Here is a 22,753-nt window from a genome sequence, read left to right as displayed (position 1 = left end):
CCGATCTACCGGCCTGCGCGATGCTGCTTCACGTCACCCACGAAACCCGCTACGAGTACGCGCCGCCGGTCGAGACGGCGCAGCACCTGGCGCACCTGAAGCCGCTGGCCACCGACTCGCAGCGGCTGGTGAGCCACAAGCTCGCGATCGATCCGCCGCCCGCACAGCGCAGCGAGCTGCCCGACCTGTACGGCAACACGCGCGCCTTCTTCGCGCTCGAGGCCACGCACGACCGGCTGGTGGTCACGGCCGAAAGCGTGGTCGAAACCTCGACGCCGGTGCTGTCGCCGGCCATCGCGCGCGAGCTGCCCTGGGAGGCCGTGCGCGAGCGCTTCCGCTTTCGCAAGGACGCCACCTTCGATGCGGCCTCCGAGTTCGTCTTTCCTTCGCCCTACGTGCCGCGCCACGACGACTTCAACGCGTACGCGCGCGCCAGCTTCGTGCCCGGGCGCCCCACCTTCGACGTGGCGATGGACCTCACCAAGCGCATGTACCGCGACTTCGCCTACGACGCCGACAGCACCGAGATCAACACGCCCGCGGTCGAAGCGCTGGCGCAGCGCAAGGGCGTGTGCCAGGACTTCGCCCACATCATGATCGCGTGCTTTCGCACCATGGGCCTGCCCGCGCGCTACGTGAGCGGCTACCTGCTCACGCAGCCACCGCCCGGCCAGCCTCGGCTGGTGGGCGCCGATGCGTCGCACGCCTGGGTGTCGGTGTACCTGCCGGGCGAAGATGAAGGCGCCGAGGGCACGGCCAGTGCCGGCGGATGGGCCGACTTCGACCCCACCAACGGCCGCCAGCCAGGCGAAGACTACGTCACACTGGCCATCGGCCGCGACTACTCCGACGTCTCGCCGATGCGCGGCGTACTCCATGGCGGCGCACGCCACACGCTGAGGGTCGGCGTGACCGTGCAGCCAGTGGGGGAAGTGATCGAGGCGCAGCCCCAAACCGGAACACAATCGCAATCCCAAGACAAGGAAACTCCATGAGCGTTTACGACAAACTTTCCAGCCTCGGCATCACCCTGCCGCCCGTCTCCGCCCCCGCGGCCGCCTACGTTCCCTTCGCACGCACCGGCAACCTCGTGTTCCTGTCGGGCCACATCGCCAAGAAAGACGGCAAGGTCTGGACCGGCCAGCTCGGCGCCAACATCGGCACCGAAGAAGGCAAGCAGGCTGCACGCGCCATCGCCATCGACCTGCTCGGCACGCTGCACGCGGCCGTGGGCGACCTCAACAAGGTCACGCGCATCGTCAAGGTCATGAGCCTGGTCAACTCGGTCGGCACCTTCACCGAACAGCATCTGGTGACCAACGGCGCCAGCGAGCTTTTCGCCGAAGTCTTCGGCCCCGAAAAGGGCGCGCATGCACGCAGCGCCTTCGGCGTGGCGCAGATCCCGATGGGCGCCTGTGTCGAGATCGAGCTGATCGCCGAAATCGGCTGATCGCTTCTTTCGCACATTCCCGCTTCGAGGCCTGACGGCGATGGCCGTCAGGCCTCTTTGCATTGCATCGCACTGCGCTGGACCGCATCGCCCCATGCCATTGACACCCACCGGCCTGATCGAGCAAGCCATGCAGGACCCGGTCAACGCCGCACTGCTTTCGCGCCTGCCCAAGCTCGGGCTTCGCCAGGGCTTCCTGACCGCCGGTTGCCTCTTCCAGGCGACATGGAATCGCCTGTCGGGCAAGCCGCCCGGCTGGGGCGTGAAGGACTACGACGTCTTCTACTTCGACGACACCGACCTGTCATGGGACGCCGAAGACCTCGTGATCCAGCGCGTGCAGAAAGCGGTGGCCGATCTCGGCGTGAGCGTGGAGGTCAAGAACCAGGCGCGCGTTCACCTCTGGTACGAGCAGCGCTTCAAGTCGCCCTACCCTCGGCTCGGCTCCGCGCGCGACGGAATCGACCGCTACCTGATCGCCTGCACGCGCGTCGGTATCGACCTGGCCGACAAGACGCTCTATGCGCCCGATGGGCTCGACGACCTTGCGGCGGGCATCCTGCGCATGAATCCGCTGCTTCCGATGCGCGAGCTGTTTCTCAAGAAGGCGGGCGACTATCGGGCCCGATGGCCGTGGCTGCAGATCGTGCAGCCCAGGCAATGACCGCTCTTCAGCTTTCTTGACTCGCGACACGCATGACGAAATAGTGCCGAAGTCGACGAAGTGATGGCCCCACGAATCATTTCTTCGCCTCCCTCTGGAGACTCAAGAAGATGAGACTGTTCCTGTCGCTTTGCGCACTCGTGCTTGCCATGCTGGCCGCAGGCTCTGCCGGCGCGACGTCATGCGCCGGCAACAGCTCATTCCTTGAATCGGTGAAGTGGTATCGCGACCACGGCCGCCAGGGCCGGATCGTTCGGGCACGAGTGGTACCGACCGACACTGACGCATCGCTTCCCGCTCCAGACCCCTACCTTTTCAAGTTCGAGATCCTTGAATTTTTCACTGCCGGGAAGCGCGACGAAATCGGCACAAGACTCCAAGGCGGAGGCTGGGTCGTCGGATACCTGCTCAACCTGCCGCCCACGGGTCACACCGCCCTGCTCCCCAAAGGCTCCGAGTGGATCCTCCAGGTATGGGGCGAGGGACCATCGATGCGAAGCGACATGTGCAGCTCTATCCTGGAAGTTCGAGGCGACACGGTGCACGGGCTGATCCAGAACCCGGCAGGCACCCCGCCAGGATGGCGAAGCCGCGCGCTGGCGGAAGCCGACAACAAGGACGCATCGCAATCGATGCCGCTGGCCGACTTTCGCCGCGCGCTCGACAAGCTGAATGGAAGCCGAAAGACGCGCTGATCGTCGGGAAGGAACGCTGCACCCAGCGCGCAGAACCCGTTACTTGCGCTTCCAGCTCGACACGGTGATGAACACGCCGGTTTCCTTCGCATCGCGCAGGCGGACGCTGTAGCGCCCGGCGCCGTCGGTGCCGTTGAACACGATTTCGCGGCCGCCCTCTTCCACGCTCGCGCCCTTCGCCAGTTCGCGATAGGCATCGACCAACGTGCCAAGGTCGGCGTAGCTGCGCAGCGTCACTTCGGCATCTGGCAGCCGCGGCTCGTTGCGCTGCGACTGTTCGTACGCCGTGCGCATCGGCTTGCCGGCAAGGCCTTTGGGCAACACGATCTTGCCGGCGCTGGCCGTGCTGTTCACTTCGGCCGTCTGCACCAGCAAAGGCCGCAGCGAAGCCGGAAAGCCCGCCGGCAATTGCTCGACGCGCCAGCCCGGCACGTCCGGCTGGCCGGCGATGTATTCGACGCTCGCGATCTTCTGCGCGTCGGCCGCCTTCGCCGGGTCGTCGCTGTCGGCCATGGCCGCCAGGAACGCCGGCAGCGTCTTGCCCCACACCACCAGCGGCTCTGCATCCGCCTGCTTTGCACCGGCGGGCTGGAAGATCGACAGCACCGTCTGCGGCGCGGGCTTGCACACCTTCGGCTTGTCGCCGGTCGGTGGCACGTTGCAATGGCCGTTGACCAGCCCCAGCGCCACCAGCCGGCCTTCGGCGTCGAGCAGCATCGCGGCGCGCTCTTCGCCGTGATCGCCACCATTCACGGAAGCGATCACCTTGCGCCCATCGGGCCAGACGGTGCGCGTGATGTCGTGCCTGGAGCGCATGCCTTCGAGCACCTGCTGCGCAATCAACGTATCGGCCTCGGTGTAGCTGCCGCGCGCATAGCCGACCATGGCGATGACGGCGCTGCGAATGCGTGGCTGCTCGCTCAGACGCAGCGGCGGCGCGGGCAATTCGGTCGTGACGGGTCCACCCGACGATGCCACGGGTGCAGCGCCCTGCGCATGGGCGCAGACGGCGCCTGCGGCACCGGCGAGCAGCAACAGCGAAGCGATGGTTTTGGGGATCAGTGCATTCATTCAGAAATCTCGACTTCGATGTTGGTGATGGCCGGCATGTCCCGGTCGTGCTTCACGTTGACGGAAAAGGCCACGCCCTTGCGCGTGCCGGCGACGTAGCCGCTGCGCGCGTCCAGCGCCGACTCCATCTCTTCGAGCGGCGGCGACAACTGCTTGTAGAAGGCCAGCACTTTTTCCATGCTGTCCGTGGTTTGCAGGCGCAGCACGCGCCGTGCCTTCGCGTCGCTCAGCGCGTCCTGCGCGGTGCGGTAGATCAGCGACTTCGGGTACAGCGGCACCACAGCCGAAAAACCCTTCGGTCGCTCGACGGCGCGTGCGCTGGTGTGCGCGGCATCCATCGTGGCGTACTCGGTCTTCGCGATCTTCTCGCCTTCGCCGGACTGCAGTTCCTCGGGCACCTCGCGGCTCCATGCGACCAGTGGCTGTGCCTTGGCGCGGTCGAAGCCCGGACGCAGAAAGATCGACAGCACCGCATGCTGGTCGTCCAGGCAACCAGCGGACGACGAGCCCGCACCGCACTGGCGATGCACCAGCGCCGCGGCCAGCACATCGCCGCTGCGGCCGTCGATCAGCACGGCGGCGCGCTCGCTGCCGCCATAGGGCCGGCGGTACGACGACAGCAGTTGCAGCCCGTCCGGCAGCGCTTGCTGCTTGCGATCGCGGCGCGACGACAGCCCCGAGATCAGCTGCTCGGCCAGCAGGCCTTCAGGCCAGTAGTACGAGCCCGATGCCATGCCGGCAAAGCGGGTCAGCGCAAGATCGAGGGCGGGAGCGTGGGTGTCTTCCTGCACGCGATCGGTGTTCAGCGTCAGGACAGCATCGGCAGCGAAGGCAGGGGCTGCTGCCGTGCCGATGATGGAAGAAAGAAGAAGAGCCAGGAAGGAGGGAGAAGCGGAGCGAGGTCGAGAAAGAGGCATGCAGAAAATGAGATGAACGATGCGCCTTGCCCGAGCGGTGCCGGGCGAGTGCGGGCCTGGATTCTAGAAGGCGTCGCGCACGAAAAACGAGGCGCGACGCGCCCGCCTCACCCGCTTCTTTCGTCGCCTTTTCTAACCGACCGCATAGCGGTAGATCAGGAACGCCCCCGAGCACAAAACCGCCACGCCCACCACCCTGAGAAACTGCTCGCGCGACAACCGGAGCGTGATGCGCCGCCCGACGGCCGTACCGACCAGCATGGCCGGAAACAGCAGCACCGCCAGCCAGAGCATCGAAGCCTGCGCATACACGCCGGCCAGCAAAAACAGGATCGCCCGCGTGAGCGTGCTGAGCCCGATCAGCGTCGACTGCGTGACGCGAATCCGTTCCTTCGCGGTGATGCGGCCCGACAGATAGATCGCATAGATGAAGCCGCCGCTGCCGAACATCGCCGAGAAGATGCCGCCGACGAAACCGAACGGCAGCGCCGCGCGCGGCGACAGCTGCGACACCGGCTTGATGCCGCTGAGCGAGTACAGCGCATAGGCCACCGCGAAGATGCCGAGCGCCAGCAGCATCAGCTGCGGCCGCCCGAGCAGCAGCAAGGCCGCGCCCAAGAGGCTGCCCACCGCCATCACCGGCACCAGCCGCCGCAGCTCGGCCACATCGGCCGAGCGCGCATCGCGGCTCACGTTGGTCACCGCCGCGAAAAAATCGAGCAGCGCCAGCAAGGGCACCACGCTCGCCACCGGAATGAAGTTGGCCAGCACCGGCCCGGCGATCAGCGCCGTGCCGAACCCTGCAATGCCGAAGATGACGTAGGCCGCGACGACACCCGTGCAGACGATGGCGAACTGAAGCAGCGTGACGGGCAAGGCATTGGCGATGGCATCCATGCCTCTGAATCTAGGCACTTCGCCCGCTTCGCGCCAATGCCGAATGCGGCGTGCATCGATCTCGAAATCAGCTGAATCCGGGCTGCACCGCCTGCATGCCGGCGCGCAGCGACGCCACCAGGTCTTGCGCCAGCTTCGTGCCTTCGGTTCGCCACAGCACCAGCACCGTGGTGTGGCTGTCGCCATCGTCATCGAGCGCGAGCAGCTGCACACCCTCGGGTGCCATTCGCCCCATCGACGCCGGCACGATCGCAATGCCGAACCCGGCCTGCACCAGCGCCAGCTGCGACCACTTGCGCGATCGCACCTGCGCGCCCGTCGGGTGATAGCCATGCGCGCGGCACAGCTCGGCCACGCGATGGCTCAGCCCGCCGCGTTCCAGATGCGGCGTGGCGACGAAAGGCTCGTCGCGCAGTTCGGCGATGCCCACGCTTTTCCTCTGCGCCAACGCATGCGCGGCGGATACCGCCACGACCAGTGGCTCCGAAAAGATCGGCGCGTGCTGCACGCCGGGGTAGCGCCGCAGCAAGGGCTCGCGCGCCAAGCCGACGTCGGCGATGCCCTGCTCGATGTCCAGCGCCTGATGCTCCGAGGCGCGCTGCGACACCTCGATGGAGACGCCCGGACAGCGATGGGCATGGTCTTTCAGGCACGCCAGCAGCGCATCCGTCAGCGGCACCGAACTCGAATGCAGGAGCTGCACCGTGCCCTCGATGCCTCTTTGCGCATGGCGTGCGCTGACGGCGGCATCGTCGAGCGCGGCAAGAATGCGGCGTGCATCGCCATACAGCGAGCGGCCGGCCGGCGTCATCTCCAGGTGCCGCGTGTCGCGCGCCAGCAGCGGCACCTGCAGGTGCGACTCCATTTCCTTGACCTGCCGGCTCAGGGCCGACTGCGCGATGAACAGGCGCTCGGCCGCCAGGCTGAAACTGCCCGCGTCGACGATGTCCACGAAGTAGCGAAGCTGTTTGTGAGTGAGCATGAAAAGAAGGCGATGCGAGCGCGCGGGAACGCCAGCTTAGTCCGTCTCGCCCGCGCCGCCACGCTCGCACCGCGTCATACCGCGGCCGCCGCAATCTCCAGTTGCGTCAATCGCCGCGCCATGCGCCCGACAAAATTCTGCGTCACATGCGGCAGCACCCGCTGCGACGGCACCACGATGCCCACCTGCAGCTGGTCAAGCGCGGGCAGCTCGAAGGGCCGCCAGATCAACTCGCCGCGCTTCAGGTCTTCGATGAAGGCGATCTTGGAGAAGCACGAGATGCCCTTGCCCGCCCTGATGAGCCGCTTGAGCATGGGCGTCGAATTGCAGGTGGCGGCCGGCTCCATGTCGTCCCAGAACGCGGCGAACTCGGGCGACAGCGCGGCGCTGATGACGGGGTGCGAGCTGGAGCGCAGGAAAGGGTAGCGCGCGCATTCCTTCAGCGACACGCTGGCATGGTTCGCCAGCGGATGGCCGGGCGGCATCACCACGCCGATCGGCAGGTTCGCCAGCGCCACGGCGGCCACGCCGCCCGGCAGGCGGCTCACGAAGGTCATGCCTACGTCGACTTGCCCCGACATCACCATCTGCGCCACATCCATCGGCTGCACGGCGGTGATGGTGTACGTGACGGCCGGGAACACCTGCAGAAAGTCTTCCACCGCCGAAGGCAGCATGTCTTCGAAGAAGGAGTCCATGGCCGCGACCTTCACGTGGCCGGTGCGCTCGCCCTTGAGCGCATCCAGCTCGGTGCGCATCACCTGGTACTGGTGCAGCGTTTCCTGCGCGTGCTTGAGCAGCCGCTCGCCGGCCGCATTGAGCCGCAGGCCATTGGGCATGCGGTCGAACAGCTCCACGCCCAGCTCGTCTTCAAGCTTGTGGATCTGCCGGTTGACGGCGCTTGCTGCCACGTAGAGCCGCTCGGAGGCCTTGCGCACCGAGCCGCAACTGGCGACCTCGATGAAGTACTTGAGGATGCTGGCGTGCATCAGCCGGCCCTCCCCTCTGGTGCCTGCCGATCAACCGGCTCAACCGGCCATTTGTGGCATTGCAGCAATCGCCGGGTGGTCGCATGCCACACGCTTCGCATCCGCGCCGCCGGGCGAGCCGAGCCCGCTGACGCCGGCCGAGAAGAACTCCCGGTTGATGGCCGCGAAGTGTTCCATTTCGGGCGGCAGCCGAAGGTCTTCGTAGATGGCCTGCGTGGGGCAGGCGGACACGCAAACGCCGCAGTCGATGCATTCATCCGGGTGAATGTACAGAGTGCGCTCGCCTTCGTAGATGCAATCGACCGGACAGCACTTGACGCAGGCGCCGTCCTTGATGTCGATGCAGGCGCCGGTGATGACGTAAGCCATGGCATGAAGGGCGGGCGCCTAGCGGCCCAGCCATTGCGGCTTGCGCTTCTGCTGGAACGCCAGCACGCCTTCGTTCGCGTCTTCGGACTGCAGCGCGGCCACCAGTGCCGGCAGCCGCATGCGGTGCGCGTCGGCCGGCGACAGCGTGCCGGTGCGGCGCACCACCTGCTTGATGGCCTTGAGCGACAGCGGCGCGCAGGCCAGCATCTGCTGCACCCAGCGGTGCACGGCGGTGTCGAGTTCGGCGCGCGGCACCACTTCGTTGACAAGGCCCATCTCGAGCGCGCGCCGCGCCTTCACGCGCTGGCCGGTGAGCATCATGCCCATGGCCTGGCGGTAGGGAATCTGGCGCTGCAGCAGCAGCATGCCGCCGTCCAGCGGCAGGCGGCCGACCAGCGGTTCGGGCAGGCCAAAGCTGGCTTCTTCGCAGGCCACGACGATGTCGCAGCCGAGCACCATCTCGAAGCCGCCGCCGAGTGCCAGCCCGTTGACGCGGGCGATCACCGGCACGTCGAGCGTCTCGCGCAGCGCGATGCCGCCAAAGCCGCCGGTACGCGCTGCAGCCCAGTACTCGACGCCCTTGAGGTTCGAGGTGTTCTTCAGGTCTGCGCCCGCGCAGAACGAGCGCTCGCCCGCACCGGTGAGCACCACCGCGCGAATGTCGTCGCGCGATTCGATGTCGCTCCAGATGCGCTGCAGCTCGGCCTCGGTCGGCAGGTCCACCGCATTGAGCACTTCGGGCCGGTCGATGGTGACCGTGGCGACATGGTCGATGACTTCGTAGAGAACATTCATGCGTCGGCCTCCTCGATCAGCGCGCGGGCCTCGGCCAGTACCTCTTCGGTGTGCTGCCCCAGCTTGGGCGGCTCGCGACGCAGGCCTGCCTTGGCGCCCGACATCTGGATCGGGCTGGCGATGAACTTCAGCGGCCGGCTCGACGACGAGCCGCCTTCGAGAATCATCGCGTTGTGCAGCGTCTGCGGATCGACCAGCGCCTCGCGCATGTCGCGCACGGGGGCCGAGAGCAGGTCTTGCTCTTCGAGCCTGGCGAGCCAGTGGTCGCGCGTGTTGCTTGCAAAGCGCTCGCGGAAGATCGCGTGCAGTTCGGCCTTGTTCGTGAACTGTGCGGCCATGCTTGCAAAGCGCACATCGAGCGACAGATCATCGATGCCCAGCGCCGCGCAGATGTCGCGCAACGGATTCGCCTTGAACGCGCCCACCAGCACCAGCGGCCCGGTCTGCGTGTCGAACACGCCCGACAGCGGCATCGCGGCCCAGTTCACTTCGGAGTCTTCCATCATCACCATGGCCGCCTCCTGCATCTGCATCGCGAGCATGGAGTTGTAGAGCGACACGGCAATCTTCTGGCCTTCGCCCGTGCGCTCGCGCTGCAGCAGCGCCAGCAGGATGCCCTGCACCATGTGCATGCCGGCGGTGTAGTCGGCCAGCGCGGTCGGATAGATCGACACCGGCACCGAAGCGTCGGCGCGGCGCGCCATCACGCCCGTGAGCGCCTGCGCCAGCACGTCCTGCCCGCCCTTGTGCGCATACGGGCCGGTCTCGCCGAAGCCCGTGCCCACCGCGTAGATGATGCGCGGGTTCAGGCGCTTGCAGTCTTCATAGCCCAGGCCCAACCGCTCCATCACACCGGCGCGGAAGTTGTTGGTGACCACGTCGGCACCGGCGATGAGTGCCTTCACCAGTTCCATCTGCGCTTCGTCGCGCAGGTCGATTTCGACGCTGCGCTTGTTGCGGTTCAGGCTGCAGAAGATCGGGTTGTCGTTGCCCGCCACCGGCGCGAAGGTCGAACGGCTCAGGTCGCCCGCGCCCTTGCGTTCGATCTTGATGACGTCGGCGCCATGGTCGGCCAGCATCTGCGTGCAGACCGGGCCCATCATGACCTGCGTGAAGTCGATCACGCGGATGCCGTCGAGTGGCAATGCGTTGGCGGCGCTGCTCATGCGGCCTCCTTCGCGAACGAACGGGCGATGGCGGGTACGTCGGCATTCGGCCCCTTCTGGTCGCCGGGGTCTGCCCCCTGCGCGCGCAGTGTCTTCTGCAGCCTGGCCACATCGACATCGCGCACCGACACACCCGCGTTCAGCGCGAGCGCGGCAGCCGTGCCGGTGGCCTCGCCCATCGCCATGCAGGGCGGGATCTCGCGAGAAATCTTCTGTGCGGCCGAAGTGGCCGAATAGTGGCGGCCGGCCACCAGCAGGTTCTCGACGCTGCGCGGCAGCAGCGTGCGGTACGGGTAGTAGTAGTCGCGCCCGCGCGCCACGCTGTCGTCGAAGCGGGTGCGCTGGGCCACGTCTTCCTTGGTCATCACGTAGGCGCCTTCGAGCAGGCGCGTCTGGCGGATGCCGGTCTGCGGCGCCATGTCGATCAGCGTGCACTTCGAGAAGCCCGGCAATTTGACGCGCACGAAATCGATCACCTTGTGGATGGTGGCGCGGCCCTGCACTTCGGCGCGCGTGAGGTCGCTCACCTTCAGGCCATCGAGCCCCGGCATGTGCGGGCAGTTGCACCACACCACGCCGGGCAGCGGCGTCTTGAGCCACCACGCGTCCCAGGCGCCGCCGAGCATGTGCTTGATCTCGCGGTCCAGCGCCTGCCAGGCCACGGGCTCTTCGCGCTCGAAGCGCTCGGCTTCTTCGGTGTCCACGCTGCCGAGACGGAACACGGTCGTCACGATGTAGCTGCCACTGATGTGCGGCGCACCGGCCGAGGCAGCCACGTCGAGGTCGCCGGTGGTGTCGATCACCACCTTGCCCAGGATGGCTTCGCGCCCGCCCTTGGTTTCGCACACCACGCCCTTGACCTTGCCGTCTTCCACCAGCGTGCGCGAGAACCACGAATGCAGGCGCAACTCGATGCCGGCCTGCTGCACCATCTCGAGCGAGGTGCGCTTCCACGCATCGGGGTCGAACGCGGCGGCGAAGCAGATGGGGTGCGGCTTCTCCTTGCTGTGAAAGTCGTAGGTGCCCCAGCGCTTCCAGCGGCGTACCGAGTCGGGCAGCGTGCCCCAGTCCTGCTGGCGCGGGTACTCGGCCAGGCCCAGCGCCGACATACGCTCGATCATTTCCAGGCAGATGCCGCGCACCGAAATCTCTTGCTGGTGGCTGTCCCACATGTCGTCCAGCACCAGCACCATGCCGCCCGAGGCCAGGCCGCCCAGGTGGTTGTAGCGCTCCAGCAGCGTCACGCTCGCGCCGTTGCGCGCGGCGGCCAGGGCAGCAGCCTGCCCCGCGGGGCCGCCACCGACCACCACCACGTCCGATTCGGCTGCCACGCGCACGTCGTGCGCGGGCTCCTGCATCCAGTCGCCAATACGGCTCATAGAACTCTCCTGTTGATTTGTTGGGATGTGTGTTTGAAGTGCGTCCGGTGCATCACGGCGCGGCTTCCGGTTGCCAGCGGATGACCCAGCGTTCGACCAGCGTCACCAGCAGGAAGAACAGGCCCGAGAGCGTGGCGCTCATGACGATCGCGGCGTAGAGCAGCGGCGAATCGAAGTTGAAGGTGGCCTGCAGAATCATCGCGCCGATGCCCACCGTGGCTCCCACCCATTCGCCCACCACCGCACCGATCACGCACATCGACGCGGCAATGCGCAGGGCCGAGAACAGATACGGCAACGCGTTCAACAAGCGCAGGCGAAAGAAGATCTCGGTCTTGCTCGCCGACAGCACGCGCATCAGCTCCATCGCCTGCGGGTTGACCGACTCCAGCCCGCGCACCATGTTCACCAGCGTCGGAAAGAAGCAGACCAGCGCGGCGATGGTGATCTTCGGCTCCATGCCGTTGCCCATGATGAGCACCAGCACCGGCGCCTTGGCCACCAGCGGCACGGCATTGAACATCAGCACCACCGGAAAGAAGATGTCCTGCAGCGTCTTGTTGTGCACGAACACCGTGGCAATCGCGATGGCCGCGAGGTTGCCCAGCACGAAGCCGCCCGCGGCTTCCATCGCGGTAGGCAGCAGGTTGTCGAGCAGCACATCGCGCTTGGCATAGAGCGTCTCCAGCACGGCCCAGGGCGTGGGCGCGATGAAGGGCTTGACGTCGAACACGGCGATCACGGCCCACCACAGGAAGACCAGGCCGACGATGCCGAGCGCCGGCAATATGCGGCGGCGCCACAGGCGTCGCTGGCGCGCGGCGGCCCACGCGATGTATTCGGGGTCGGCCGGTGCGGCGAAGGCACCGGGCACGGCGGCGTCGAGGGAACGGGTATTCATGGCATCGGCCTCAGCAGGTTTCCAGCACACGGCGCAGATGGCTCGTGAGGCGAACGAACTCGGGGGTCTCGCGCATTTCCAGCGTGCGTTCGCGCGGCAGCTCCACGGGCACGATCTCGCGCACGCGGCCCGGGTTGGCGGCCAGCATCAGCACGCGCTGGCCCAGAAAGGCCGCCTCGTGGATGCTGTGGGTGACGAAGAGAATCGTCACGCCGGTCTCGCGCCACACGCGCAGGATCTCTTCGTTGAGCCGGTCGCGCGTGATCTCGTCGAGCGCACCGAAGGGCTCGTCCATCAGCAGGATCTTCGGGTCGCTGGCAAGCGCGCGGGCAATCGACACGCGCTGGCGCTGGCCGCCCGACATCTCGTGCGGGAAGGCATTCACCCGGTCTTTCAAGCCCACCAGTTCGAGCAGTTCCTGCGGCGAGCGGCGGCCCTTGCGGCTCGCACCACCGCCCACCTGCAGCGGCAGCTCCACGTTCTGCAAGGCCGTGCGCCAGGGCAGCAGCGCCGCATCCTGGAACACGAAGCCGATGTCGCGGTTCTTGCGTGCGGCCTGCGGCGTGGACGACAGCACCTCGATGCGGCCACGGCTGGGCTGCAGCAGGTCGGCCACCACGCGCAGGAAGGTCGACTTGCCGCAGCCCGAAGGGCCGAGCAGGGTCAGGAACTCGCCCTGCGCCACGTCGAGGTCGAGACTCTGGATCGCGGTGACGTCGCGGCGCTCGGTGAAGAAGCGCACGCCGATGTCGCGGCAGGCGATGGCGGGTGATGCGTTGAGAACGGCGGCCATCGCGTCAGGCCTTCACCGCGCGCGCGGCGGCCGTGGCCTTGAGCGCATCGAGCGAGATCACGTCCTCGACCTTGGGCGTGCGTGCGGTGAACTGGCCCAGCTCCGAGTACGTGCTGATCTGCTCCTGCCACACGGCCGGGTCCATCGCGCCCCAGCCCTGGGTCTGCGCGGCGCCGCCGAAGGAATAGTCGAGCATCGCGTCGACCGCGATGCGCTCGTCTTCGCGCTTGAGGTTGGGGTACTCCTTGACCAGCATGTCCACCGCCTGGTCGCGGTTGGCGCGCACGTGCTGCCAGCCCTTGGCCGTGGCGCGCAGGAAGGCTTCGATGACCTTGGGCTGCGTCTCCAGCGTCTTGGTCGAGGCGTAGTAGGGCAGCGCATAGAGCCGCACGCCGGCGTCCCACAGTGTCATCTCGACGCGGTCGGGGCCCAGCACCTTGATGGCCGTGGTGCTCGTGAGCCAGCCCGTGACCACGTCGACCTGCCCGGTGAGCAACGGCGTCATGTCGGCGCCGACCGAGACCACCTTGACGTCTTTCTCGGCGATCTTGTTCTTCGCGAGCAACGCGCGCAGCAGGATGCCGGCGGTCGATGGAATGCCCACGCGCCTGCCGATGAGGTCGGCCGGCTTGCGCACTGGGTTCTTGGCCAGCGAGAAGTAGGTGTACGGGTGCTTCTGCGCCCCCGCCGCGAAGCACTTGATCGGCAGGCCCTGCGACACCGCCAGCATGATCGACGGGCTCGAAGACACCTGCCCCACCTCGTAGCGCCCCGAGGCGATGATCGCCACGCCGTCGATGTTCGGGCCGCCCGGCTGGATCGCGAAGTCGATACCTTCCTGCTCGTAGAAGCCCATGCGCTTGGCAACCACCTCGCCGATCTGGTTGACCCCGACGATCCAGCCCAGCTGCATGTTGATGCGCGCCTTGCCTTGCGCAAAGGCATCGACGCCGAGCAGGCCTCCGGCGGAAAGTCCACCGGCGATGAGAGAGGTCTTGAGAAGACTTCGGCGACCGGGGTCCCGGAGATTGGCCATGGCGGATTCCTTTTCTTCGATGCGATGAGGTGGAGTCATTCGGCTTGTGTGCCGGCTCGCGATGCAGAGGCATCCGGGGCTGGCGAGGCGAATGCTAGAAGTGCGGGGCGAGCGCACCAAGCACCGTTTTTCGCAACGGGCGAACTAAAAAATAGTTCTCCTTGCGTGTCTCCCAATGACGCCGCGGTGCGCGTGGCGCGCAGGCGTGCACCAGCATCGGGAAAACGATAGGTCCCGGCTGGTGCGTGGAGATGAGATGTGGCTGCGCGCTGCTACGCGCGGTAATCAGCCGCCTGCTGGCGAGCGAAGGCCAGCCACGGCTTCGGCATCCCGCCGCGCCGAGGCACGCGTTGCCGCTGCCGTGCGCCGGCGGCGCAAACCCGGCGAGCCATGGCGCACGCGCTCCCGCATCACGCGCACCACGTGCACTTGCGCGGCAGGCTTCGTCACCAGCGCCTGCTGCATCTGATGGGCCTCGAAGCGGGCTTCTTTCTGCTTCAGGTAATGCATGAGCACATGCGAGACCATGTTGAGGCCGAAGGTGCCGAGCGCCGCCGGGATGATGTACAGCGCGATCGACAGCTCGGAAGAAAAGACGATGTCGTCCGCCAGCGAAGGCGTGGCCTGGGCCGCGATGGCAAGCGCGCGCAGCAGGAAGATGTCCACGCCCGCCAGCAGGATCAGCAGCAGGCCGAAGGCCAGCACGGAGGCCTTCGAGAACTCACGCCGCACGAACAGCGTGACGAAGATCGCGGCGGGCAGCACCAGCGAGCAGAGCACCAGCACCCAGAATCGCAGCTGCGTGAAGATCGTCGCGTCCGAGAGGATGTGCATAGGCAGAACGAACGTTGAATGACGGCCGCCGCACGAGTCAGCCCGGCCGATGGCGAATTGAGCCACGGCCGGCGCTGTGCAATTTGTCCGGGAAGTGAACCGCGGGTAAAGGCGCCGGACAGCAGCCGGTACCTTTGAAACACCGCGAAACGTGCGCCTACCGCGATGTCATGCGCGTGTCATTTTTTCAGCGCCACTTCGCCACGCCCTGCCCCGGCGAAGCCAGCCACAGCGTGCCGTTGGGCGAGACCCTGGCGTACAGAGCAAAGGGATAGGCCAGCCCCTGGTTCTGCGCCGTCCAGCCCGACGTACCGTTCGCGCTGGTGAGCACGCCCAGGCTGTCCGCCGCGTAGCCGCCCGCATGCACCGCGCTCGAACTGCCCATGTACACGCGCCCGCTGGTCGGGTGCACCGTCACCGTCCGGGCCCAGTTGCTGGCCTGCACACGGGTCCAGCTCTGGCCGTAGTCGGTCGACTGGTACAGGCCCTTGCCACTGCCCTTGACGGCGATCCAGACGTTGTTGTCCTTGCTGGCCAGGTCCATCGGGCCGCTGTAGGTCCATGCGTTGTGCAGCCAGTGCGTACCCTGCGCGCTGGTCTCCCAGCCGGCCGTCATGGCGGCGGGCAGCGCGAGCTGCTGCCATGTGTTGACCTGCCCGCCCTGCCACGAGCGGTACACGCCGCTGGCCGACAGCGCGAAGACGCCATTGGTTGCGGTGTAGTACACGCGGAAGCAATCCTTGTTGGGGCAGCTCAGCGCCACCGCCCACGAGTTGCCGTCGTCCTGGCTCAGGTAGATGTCGCCGTTGACGGCGGCATACACCCAGCGGTAGTTGACCGCGCTGTCGGGCGCCACCGTCAGCCCTTCGAGGCGCTTGATGGGGTCGGGCAACCCCTGCGTCATGCGCTGCCAGTTGGCGCCGCGGTCCGTGCTCTTGAGCAGGTACATCGGCTCGGCGCAGGGCGTGCCGCAGTTTTCGAGGTTGCCGCCCAGCTGTGCCCACACCACGTTGGCGCGGCTCGGGTCGGCCACCACGCTCAGGGTGTTGCCGCCCTTGCCGCTCCAGCCGCCGGTGTACTGCGCGGCGTTCAGGCTGGTCCAGCTGTTGCCGCCATCGTCCGAGCGCCACAGGCCGATGTCCATGTAGCCGGCGTAGACGAGGTTGGCGTCGGCAAGGCTTTGCTCGACGACCACCGGCACGACGTTGTCGATGCCCCGCGAGCGCCAGTTGGCGCCGACCGCCGTGGAGACGCCGTCGTTCCAGTTCTTTGCGCCATCGCTGCTGCTGTAGAGAAACTGGTTGTTGGTCCACAGCACGGTGTTCGGGCTCGCCGGGTTGTAGCCGATGGTTTGCCCCATGCCTTGGTAGCTGTAGCCCATGCCCCAGACCTCGTCGCTCTGCGACCATCCGCCGCTCACGCTCAGCGTGCGTTTCGTCCAGGTGGCGCCGGCATTGGCGCTCTCCCACAAAAAGCTGCCGTAGGTCTGCGGCGGACGCAACGCCTGGTTGTCCAGGTCGATGATGCGCACGTGGTTCGCGTTGGAAGGGTCGGCCAGGATCACGCCCGAAGGCGCCTGCGCACCGGGCGTGATGTTGGTCCACGAGAAGCCGGTCTCGACCGACTTGTAGACCTTGGCCACGTTGCCCGCCTGCACCACCGTGGCATACATCAGGTTGAGGTTCTGCGGGTCCAGCCCGTAGGCGATGTCGACCAGCTTGCCCTGCTGCGGATCGCGCCTGACGAAGGTCGCGCCGCCGTCGGTCGAGAAGAACGCCTGGTACACCACGCTGCTTTCGGCCTGATCGGGAAAGCGCCCCTTGCCGCTGATCACCCAGACGCCGTTGGGATCGACCGGGTGCGTGCGCAGGCCCGTCACGCGCAGGTTGGCGGGCAGGTTCGAATTGGTCGGGCTCCAGGTCTCGCCCGCGTTGGCCGAGCGGATCACATACGGCTGCAGGCTGTCCCATTGCGGATGGACCACGGCATAGACGACGTTCGGATCGGCCGACACCGCGATGGCGGCGATGTAGCCCGTGCCGTATTTCTGGCTGAAGCCGGTGCCGTTGCTGTTGCCGACGAAGAGCCCGCCATCGGTGCCCACCAGCAGCTTGCCCGCGGGGTGTGCCGCGATCGAAGCGATGTGCGTCACGGTCAGTCCGCTGCTCGAACCGACCGCCTTCCAGCTGGCCCCGGTGTCGGTGCTCAGGTAGAGGCCACCGAGATCGGAGCCCACTGCCCAGTAGCCTTCGCTGGTGATCACCGGCGAATTGAAGGCGCCGCCGCCTCCGGGGTTGGCGGGCTTCCAGCTTTGTTGCGCATGGCTGCACAACGACGCGAAAAAGAACAACGACAGCGCTGCCAGCAGGCTGCGCAGGAATGTGTGCCTCATCGATCCCTCCGGTGGTTCCATCGCATCGCAGCGAGCCCCGACGGGCCGTGCCGCGCGCGCATGGTTCTCTTCCCATGGCCGCCGTCGACTGCTCCTGTGGACGGCGACGGCAGACTAGGTGGCACCCCCAGCCTTGTCAAGCTAAGGCATTGGCACTAACCGACAGCTCAGCGCGGCGTGCCCAGCAACCCGGCGCGGCGCGCCGCCATCGCGGCCTGCGTGCGATTGGACACGCCCAGCGCCGCAAAGATCGCGGAGATATGCGCCTTGATGGTCTTCTCCGTCGTCTCCAGACGTTCGGCGATCTGCGCATTGCGCAGGCCCTCGCACAGCAGGTGCAGCACCTCGGTCTGGCGCGAAGTGAGCTGGCTCAGCACGTCGGCCGGCGTCGACAGCACGGGCAGCGGTGAAGCGCTCTGCGGCGATGCCTGCACCACGTTCTGCTCGCCGGCGATCACGCGGCGCAGTGCATGCAGCAGTTGCTGGCTGTCGGCCGACTTGTGGACGAAGCCATGAGCGCCCGCTTCGAGCGCGGTCTCGATGTCGTGCGGGTCTTCGGAAGCCGACAGCACGAGGATGTGCAGGCCGCCGCGGCGCCGGTGCAGTTGCTTCACCAGCGCGGCACCGCCCAGGTCGGGCAGGTAGTAGTCGGTCATGACGGCATCGAGCCGGGGCAAGGTCGACAGCGCCTCCAATGCCTCGCTGCCGCTGCTGGCGGTTTCGATGTGCATCGAAGGCTCTGCCTCGCGCAACGCAAGGAACAGGCCTTCGCGAAACATCGCGTGGTCGTCGATCAACAGAATCGTGGAGGGCATCCTCCGATTCTGTCTCCAAAGATCGTGCGCTCATGTTTTGGCGCGGGTTCCGGTGAGCGTGGGCAACTCGGTCGCGCTGGAGTTGACGTTGACGCTGCGGTCGAAGCGCAGGTACGGCCCGGCAAAGCGGCACACCACCGTGTCGCGGAAGGCCGACTCGACGAAGGTCCATGTCATGACGAAGGTGCGTTCGTCGCGCCATTCGCCGCTGGCCACCACGCGCATGACCTCGGGCTGGTACTCGTGGTGCAGCTTGTTGCCGGTGATGGTGGTGTCGCCCTCGAAGGGCTTGCGCAGGCCCACCTGCACCTTGTGCGTGCCGCGCTCGTCCTGCATCGTGAAGAGGCAGGTCTCGGATGTGAAGTCGAGCTGCATCGCGCTCACCTTCTCCGGGTTCTCGGGGAATTCGAAGCGACGGCCCGAGACGGTTGCGGCGACGGGCGAGGTGCTCGGCCTCATCGGCGGCTGCAGTTGCAGCGTGCGCGTGCGGGTCTTCAGCAGCGCGTAGTCTTTTTCGCTGGTCGCCACGGTGCCACCGAACGCGGCAGGAAAGTGCTTGTAGAGGATGCCCGCGTTGAAGCCCGCCTTGGGCGGCAATGCCGAATTGAGCGCCAGCACCGCGTTCTGCTCGGGGAACACCACCGCATACTGGCCGAACAAACCATCGGCGTTGTAGGCACCGTTCGGGCCCAGCCACCACTGGTAGCCGTACTTGTTCTTGGTGTGCGGCGCGTGCACCGAATCCACCCACGCCTTCGTGAGGATCTGCTTGCCGTTCCACTGCCCGTTCTGCGCATGCAGGATGCCCAGCTTGAGCGAGTCGACCGTCTTCCAGCTCAGGCCGTTGGCGCCGGGCGAGATGCCTTCGGGGCCCACGTCCCACTCGTAGCCGGTGATGCCCATGGGATCGAACATGCGCGGCTTGAGGTAGTCGGCCGTCGATTGCCCCGTGGTCTTCGTCACGATGGCCGACAGCATGTAGGTTGCGGCGCTGGTGTAGACGAACCTGCTGCCCGGCGTGTAGACCACCGGGATCTTGAAGAACTCGGCGATCCAGCTCGTGCGGATCGGCCGCCACACCGAGCCCGACACCATCGACTCGTGGCCGGTGCGCATGGTCAGCAGATCGCGCACCGTCATCGCCGCGAGGTTGGCGCTGACCGTGGCCGGCAAGTGCTCGGGAAAGAAAGACACGACCTTGTCGTCGAGGCCGAACTTGCCATCGGCGATGGCCATGCCGACCGCGCACACGGTCACGCTCTTGGTGAGCGAATGCGTCATGTGGCGGCGCTCGGGCTTGTACGGGTCCCACCAGCCTTCGGCCACCACATGGCCGTTGCGCCACAGCATGAAGCTGTGCAGCTCGAAGGCGCCGCGCTCGGCATCGTCGAGAAAGGCCAGGATCGAGGCGGGCGAAATGCCCTGCGCCTCGGGCCGGCTGCGCGGCAGGCCGTCTGCAAAAACAGGCGCGGCGGCGGCACCGGCCGCGGCCCAGCCGATGCCGGGCACGGAGGCCATGGCGGTGCCGCCCAGCGAAAGGCGCAGCAGGCCACGGCGCGAGATGTGAGAAAGCGAAGGCGTTGTTTCTTGCATGGTTGTTGGTGTTGTCTCTTGCAGGCTGAAAGCCTGCACAGTTTCGCGCCGACAGCTGTCAATCGCCTGTCGGCAATTGCAGAGAAAACCCGCTTGCCCCTGTGCATTGGCAGCACCCGCATCGACGCCAACGCCGGGCAATGAGTACCTTCGACCCGAGGGAAAACGCCAAGCCCCGCCTCCCCGTTCCTTCCTAGAGTTGAACTCGCCCGACTGGATGCGGCAGCAACAACCGAAGGAAGACGCGCCATGGAGTTCGACTACGTGATCGTGGGTGGGGGTTCCGGCGGCGCGACGCTGGCGTCGCGCCTGAGCGAAGACCCCGCCGTGAAGGTCTGCCTGATCGAGGCCGGCGGCGACGGCCGGGGCATTCTCGTGCGCGCGCCGGCGGGCACGGTGGCCATGCTGCCGGGCCGTCCGCCCATCAACAACTACGCCTACCAGACCGTGCCGCAGCCGGGCCTGAACGGGCGCCGCGGCTACCAGCCGCGCGGGCGCTGCCTGGGTGGCTCCAGCGCGATCAACGCCATGCTCTATGTGCGCGGCCATCGCGACGACTACGACGACTGGGCGCGCGCAGGCTGCGCCGGCTGGTCCTTCGACGACGTGCTGCCCTGGTTCAAGCGAGCCGAAGGCAACCAGCGCGGCGCGAGCGCATTGCATGGCGCCGATGGCCCGCTGCAGGTGTCGGAACAGCAAAGCCCGCGCGCCATCAGCGAGGCCTTTGTGCAGGCCGCGATGGAATGCGGCATTCCGCGCAACGACGACTTCAACGGCGACGAGCAGGAAGGCGCGGGCCTCTACCAGGTCACGCAGTTCCATGGCGGTGCGAAGAACGGCGAGCGCTGCTCGGCCGCCGCGGCCTACCTGCACCCGGTGATGGACAGGCGCCCCAACCTCACCGTGCTGACCGGCACGCAAGCCCTGCGCGTGGTGATCGAAGACCGGCGCGCGGTCGGCGTGGAGGTGCGGCGCGGCGGCAACATCGAAACCATCCACGCGCGGCGCGAAGTGGCGCTGTGCGGCGGTGCCTTCAACTCGCCGCAGCTGCTGATGCTCTCGGGCATCGGCGACCCCGCCGAGTTGGGCCGCCACGGCATCGCGGTCAAGCACGCGTTGCCGGGCGTGGGCCAGAACCTGCAGGACCACACCGACTTCATCCTGGCCTACAAGTCGAAGGAAACCGACCTGTTCGGCATCGGCCTTGTCGGCGGGGTGCACTTGATGCAGGCGATGCTTGAGTGGCGCAAGCGCGGCACCGGCCTCATTGCCACGCCCTTCGCCGAGGGTGGCGCCTTCATCAAGTCGTCGCCCGAGCTGCGCCGGCCCGACCTGCAATTGCACTTCGTGATCGCGATCACCGACGACCATGCGCGCAAGCTGCACATGGGCTTCGGCTTTTCATGCCACGTGTGCGTGCTGCGCCCCAAGGGCCGGGGCGACGTGCGCCTGACCGATGCCAGCCCCGATTCGGCGCCGCGCATCGACCCGCGCTTCCTGTCCGATGCGGAAGACATGGCACTGCTGCTGCAGGGCGTGAAGAAGACGCGCGAGATTCTTCGCGCGCCGGCGCTGGAGAAATACCGGCACAGCGAGGTGTACACGGCCGACGCCCACACCGACGAAGAACTCACTCAACACATCCGCGCACGCGCCGACACCATCTACCACCCGGTGGGCACCTGCAAGATGGGCGTGGATGCGATGGCGGTGGTCGACCCGCAACTGCGCGTGCACGGCATCGCGGGCCTGCGCGTGGTCGATGCCTCGGTGATGCCGACGCTGATCGGCGGCAACACCAATGCGCCAACGATCATGATCGCCGAGCGCGCGGCCGGCTGGATGCGCGGGCCGGCGACCTTTGCGCAACCGGCTACGGCTGCGACGAGCCTCGCACCACAAGCTCTCCCGGAAGCAGCAGCTGGCGCGGCGCTGCATCCAGACCCCGCAGCCGCTCGATCAGGCATGTAGCCGCCGTGCGGCCGATGGCATCGGTCGGTTGCGCCACGGTGCTCAGGCCGGGGCCGATGAGCGAAGCCCATTCGGGATCGTCGAAGCCGACGAAGCCCAGGTCGTTGCCGAACTGCCAGCCCAGCCGCGCCATCGCCTGCGCCACGCGCAGCGTGACGACGGCATTGCCAGCCACCACTGCCGCGCGACGGCCGCGCTTGGCGCGCTGGCGCAGGGCGCGCAATGCGTCGTCGAGCGCATCGCTCTCGCCTTCGACGCATTCGAAGATCTCGCCCGCCACGCGCGGCTCGTGCGCGGCCACGCAGGCGCCGAAGGCGGCCGTGCGCTCGCGCCGCGAACTCACGCCCTTCTGCGGCTCGGTGACGTAGAGCAGTTCGCGGTAGCCGCCGTCGACCAGATGGCCGCAGGTATCTTTCATGGCCGCGTGGTTGTCGAGCGAGACGAAGTCGGTGTGCATGCCGGCATGCTGGCGGTCGACCAGCACGGCGGGCTTGCCATGCAGCGTGACCGCATCGACCACGTTGCTGCCGCGCCCCAGCGTGTTGAGGATGAAGCCGTCGACCTGGTAGCCCGCGAGCGCATCGATGGCCTCGCGCTCGCGCTCGCTCTCATTGCCGAGGTTGAACAGCATCACGAGGTAGCCGGCGTCCTGGCACGCCTTCTCGGCGCCGCGCAGCACCGCGACGGAATACGGGTTGGTGATGTCGGCCACGATCAGGCCGATGAGCCGCGAGCGGCCGTGGCTCAGGGCCTGCGCCATCGGGCTCGGCGAGTAGGCCAGCTTGGCGATGGCGATCTCGACGCGCGCAGCGATGTCGGGGCTCAGCAGCCGCTCGCGGTGATTGAGGAAGCGCGAGACGGTGGCTTTGGAGACGCCTGCCGCTTCGGCGACGTCGGCGATGGTGGCGCGGCCGGTGGGTTTCATGGTCTTGCTCCTTCCCCCTCTGGGGGAAGGTTGGGATGGGGGCAGGCAGAGCGCTCAATGGATACGCCGCTTGCCCCCACCCCTGCCCTCCCCCAGCGGGGGAGGGAGAAAGGCCTGAC

Annotated in this window: 22 protein-coding genes; 5 read left to right on the top strand and 17 right to left on the bottom strand. The window is 67.1% G+C overall.

Annotated elements, in window-relative coordinates:
* Positions 1-20 precede the first annotated feature (20 nt).
* From ACGLHS_RS02835 to ACGLHS_RS02820, 4 genes are all read left to right on the top strand, one after another.
* Positions 21-995 carry a transglutaminase N-terminal domain-containing protein gene (locus tag ACGLHS_RS02835; RefSeq protein ID WP_394476645.1) on the top strand — a complete coding sequence of 325 codons (975 nt, stop codon included), beginning with the start codon at positions 21-23 and terminating at the stop codon, positions 993-995.
* Positions 992-1,450: a RidA family protein gene (locus ACGLHS_RS02830; protein ID WP_093237108.1), complete on the top strand. Its 459-nt coding sequence runs from the start codon at positions 992-994 to the stop codon at positions 1,448-1,450. The genes ACGLHS_RS02835 and ACGLHS_RS02830 overlap by 4 nt, the downstream gene beginning before the upstream one ends.
* Before the next feature lie 94 nt (positions 1,451-1,544).
* The gene (locus tag ACGLHS_RS02825; protein WP_394476642.1) at positions 1,545-2,114 is read left to right on the top strand and encodes a nucleotidyltransferase family protein; all 570 of its coding nucleotides are present in this window, start codon (positions 1,545-1,547) and stop codon (positions 2,112-2,114) included.
* 110 nt (positions 2,115-2,224) lie between these two features.
* The gene (locus ACGLHS_RS02820) at positions 2,225-2,809 is read left to right on the top strand and encodes a hypothetical protein (protein ID WP_394476640.1); all 585 of its coding nucleotides are present in this window, start codon (positions 2,225-2,227) and stop codon (positions 2,807-2,809) included.
* 39 nt (positions 2,810-2,848) lie between these two features.
* Here ACGLHS_RS02820 and ACGLHS_RS02815 read toward each other — a convergent pair whose 3' ends face one another.
* The 16 genes from ACGLHS_RS02815 to ACGLHS_RS02740 form a co-directional block, all read right to left on the bottom strand.
* Positions 2,849-3,880: a hypothetical protein gene (locus ACGLHS_RS02815; protein WP_394476638.1), complete on the bottom strand. Its 1,032-nt coding sequence runs from the start codon at positions 3,878-3,880 to the stop codon at positions 2,849-2,851.
* Positions 3,877-4,797 carry a hypothetical protein gene (locus tag ACGLHS_RS02810; protein WP_394476636.1) on the bottom strand — a complete coding sequence of 307 codons (921 nt, stop codon included), beginning with the start codon at positions 4,795-4,797 and terminating at the stop codon, positions 3,877-3,879. Before ACGLHS_RS02810 ends, ACGLHS_RS02815 begins: the two co-directional genes overlap by 4 nt.
* 132 nt (positions 4,798-4,929) lie before the next feature.
* Entirely contained in the window at positions 4,930-5,694 is a 765-nt protein-coding gene (locus tag ACGLHS_RS02805) for a sulfite exporter TauE/SafE family protein (RefSeq protein WP_394476634.1), read from the bottom strand.
* Positions 5,695-5,761: 67 nt separating this feature from the next.
* Entirely contained in the window at positions 5,762-6,676 is a 915-nt protein-coding gene (locus ACGLHS_RS02800) for a LysR family transcriptional regulator (protein WP_394476632.1), read from the bottom strand.
* A 74-nt stretch (positions 6,677-6,750) separates the two neighbouring features.
* Positions 6,751-7,665, bottom strand: coding sequence for a LysR family transcriptional regulator (locus tag ACGLHS_RS02795; protein WP_093237103.1), 915 nt, complete (start codon positions 7,663-7,665; stop codon positions 6,751-6,753).
* Between the two features lie 39 nt (positions 7,666-7,704).
* Entirely contained in the window at positions 7,705-8,034 is a 330-nt protein-coding gene (gene fdxA / locus ACGLHS_RS02790) for a ferredoxin (protein ID WP_394476629.1), read from the bottom strand.
* An 18-nt stretch (positions 8,035-8,052) separates the two neighbouring features.
* Positions 8,053-8,829 carry an enoyl-CoA hydratase-related protein gene (locus ACGLHS_RS02785; RefSeq protein ID WP_394476627.1) on the bottom strand — a complete coding sequence of 259 codons (777 nt, stop codon included), beginning with the start codon at positions 8,827-8,829 and terminating at the stop codon, positions 8,053-8,055.
* Positions 8,826-9,995: a CaiB/BaiF CoA-transferase family protein gene (locus ACGLHS_RS02780; RefSeq protein WP_093237100.1), complete on the bottom strand. Its 1,170-nt coding sequence runs from the start codon at positions 9,993-9,995 to the stop codon at positions 8,826-8,828. The genes ACGLHS_RS02785 and ACGLHS_RS02780 overlap by 4 nt, the downstream gene beginning before the upstream one ends.
* On the bottom strand, positions 9,992-11,374 hold the full coding sequence (locus ACGLHS_RS02775) for an FAD-dependent oxidoreductase (protein ID WP_394476624.1): 1,383 nt from the start codon (positions 11,372-11,374) through the stop codon (positions 9,992-9,994). Before ACGLHS_RS02775 ends, ACGLHS_RS02780 begins: the two co-directional genes overlap by 4 nt.
* 52 nt (positions 11,375-11,426) lie before the next feature.
* Positions 11,427-12,275: an ABC transporter permease gene (locus ACGLHS_RS02770; protein ID WP_394476622.1), complete on the bottom strand. Its 849-nt coding sequence runs from the start codon at positions 12,273-12,275 to the stop codon at positions 11,427-11,429.
* Between the two features lie 10 nt (positions 12,276-12,285).
* Entirely contained in the window at positions 12,286-13,068 is a 783-nt protein-coding gene (locus tag ACGLHS_RS02765) for an ABC transporter ATP-binding protein (RefSeq protein ID WP_093237097.1), read from the bottom strand.
* Between the two features lie 4 nt (positions 13,069-13,072).
* The gene (locus tag ACGLHS_RS02760) at positions 13,073-14,104 is read right to left on the bottom strand and encodes an ABC transporter substrate-binding protein (protein WP_394476618.1); all 1,032 of its coding nucleotides are present in this window, start codon (positions 14,102-14,104) and stop codon (positions 13,073-13,075) included.
* Positions 14,105-14,389: 285 nt separating this feature from the next.
* The gene (locus tag ACGLHS_RS02755; RefSeq protein ID WP_394476616.1) at positions 14,390-14,938 is read right to left on the bottom strand and encodes a hypothetical protein; all 549 of its coding nucleotides are present in this window, start codon (positions 14,936-14,938) and stop codon (positions 14,390-14,392) included.
* 187 nt (positions 14,939-15,125) lie between these two features.
* Positions 15,126-17,330, bottom strand: a complete 2,205-nt coding sequence (locus tag ACGLHS_RS02750; protein ID WP_394476614.1) for a hypothetical protein — start codon at positions 17,328-17,330, stop codon at positions 15,126-15,128.
* A 167-nt stretch (positions 17,331-17,497) separates the two neighbouring features.
* Positions 17,498-18,145: a response regulator gene (locus ACGLHS_RS02745; RefSeq protein WP_394476612.1), complete on the bottom strand. Its 648-nt coding sequence runs from the start codon at positions 18,143-18,145 to the stop codon at positions 17,498-17,500.
* Between the two features lie 30 nt (positions 18,146-18,175).
* Entirely contained in the window at positions 18,176-19,738 is a 1,563-nt protein-coding gene (locus tag ACGLHS_RS02740) for a serine hydrolase domain-containing protein (protein ID WP_394476610.1), read from the bottom strand.
* Positions 19,739-19,987: 249 nt separating this feature from the next.
* Here ACGLHS_RS02740 and ACGLHS_RS02735 point away from each other — a divergent pair, with 249 nt between their 5' ends.
* Positions 19,988-21,709 carry a GMC family oxidoreductase gene (locus ACGLHS_RS02735; RefSeq protein ID WP_394476608.1) on the top strand — a complete coding sequence of 574 codons (1,722 nt, stop codon included), beginning with the start codon at positions 19,988-19,990 and terminating at the stop codon, positions 21,707-21,709.
* On the opposite strand, the gene ACGLHS_RS02730 is transcribed toward ACGLHS_RS02735, so the two are convergent.
* The gene (locus tag ACGLHS_RS02730; protein ID WP_093237091.1) at positions 21,612-22,634 is read right to left on the bottom strand and encodes a LacI family DNA-binding transcriptional regulator; all 1,023 of its coding nucleotides are present in this window, start codon (positions 22,632-22,634) and stop codon (positions 21,612-21,614) included. The genes ACGLHS_RS02735 and ACGLHS_RS02730 overlap by 98 nt on opposite strands.
* Between the last annotated feature and the right edge of the window lie 119 nt (positions 22,635-22,753).

The organism is Variovorax sp. VaC1 (genome assembly GCF_043658315.1).
In the GTDB taxonomy this organism is placed as follows: Bacteria; Pseudomonadota; Gammaproteobacteria; order Burkholderiales; family Burkholderiaceae_C; genus Variovorax.
This window is presented reverse-complemented; position numbering and strand designations above follow the sequence as displayed.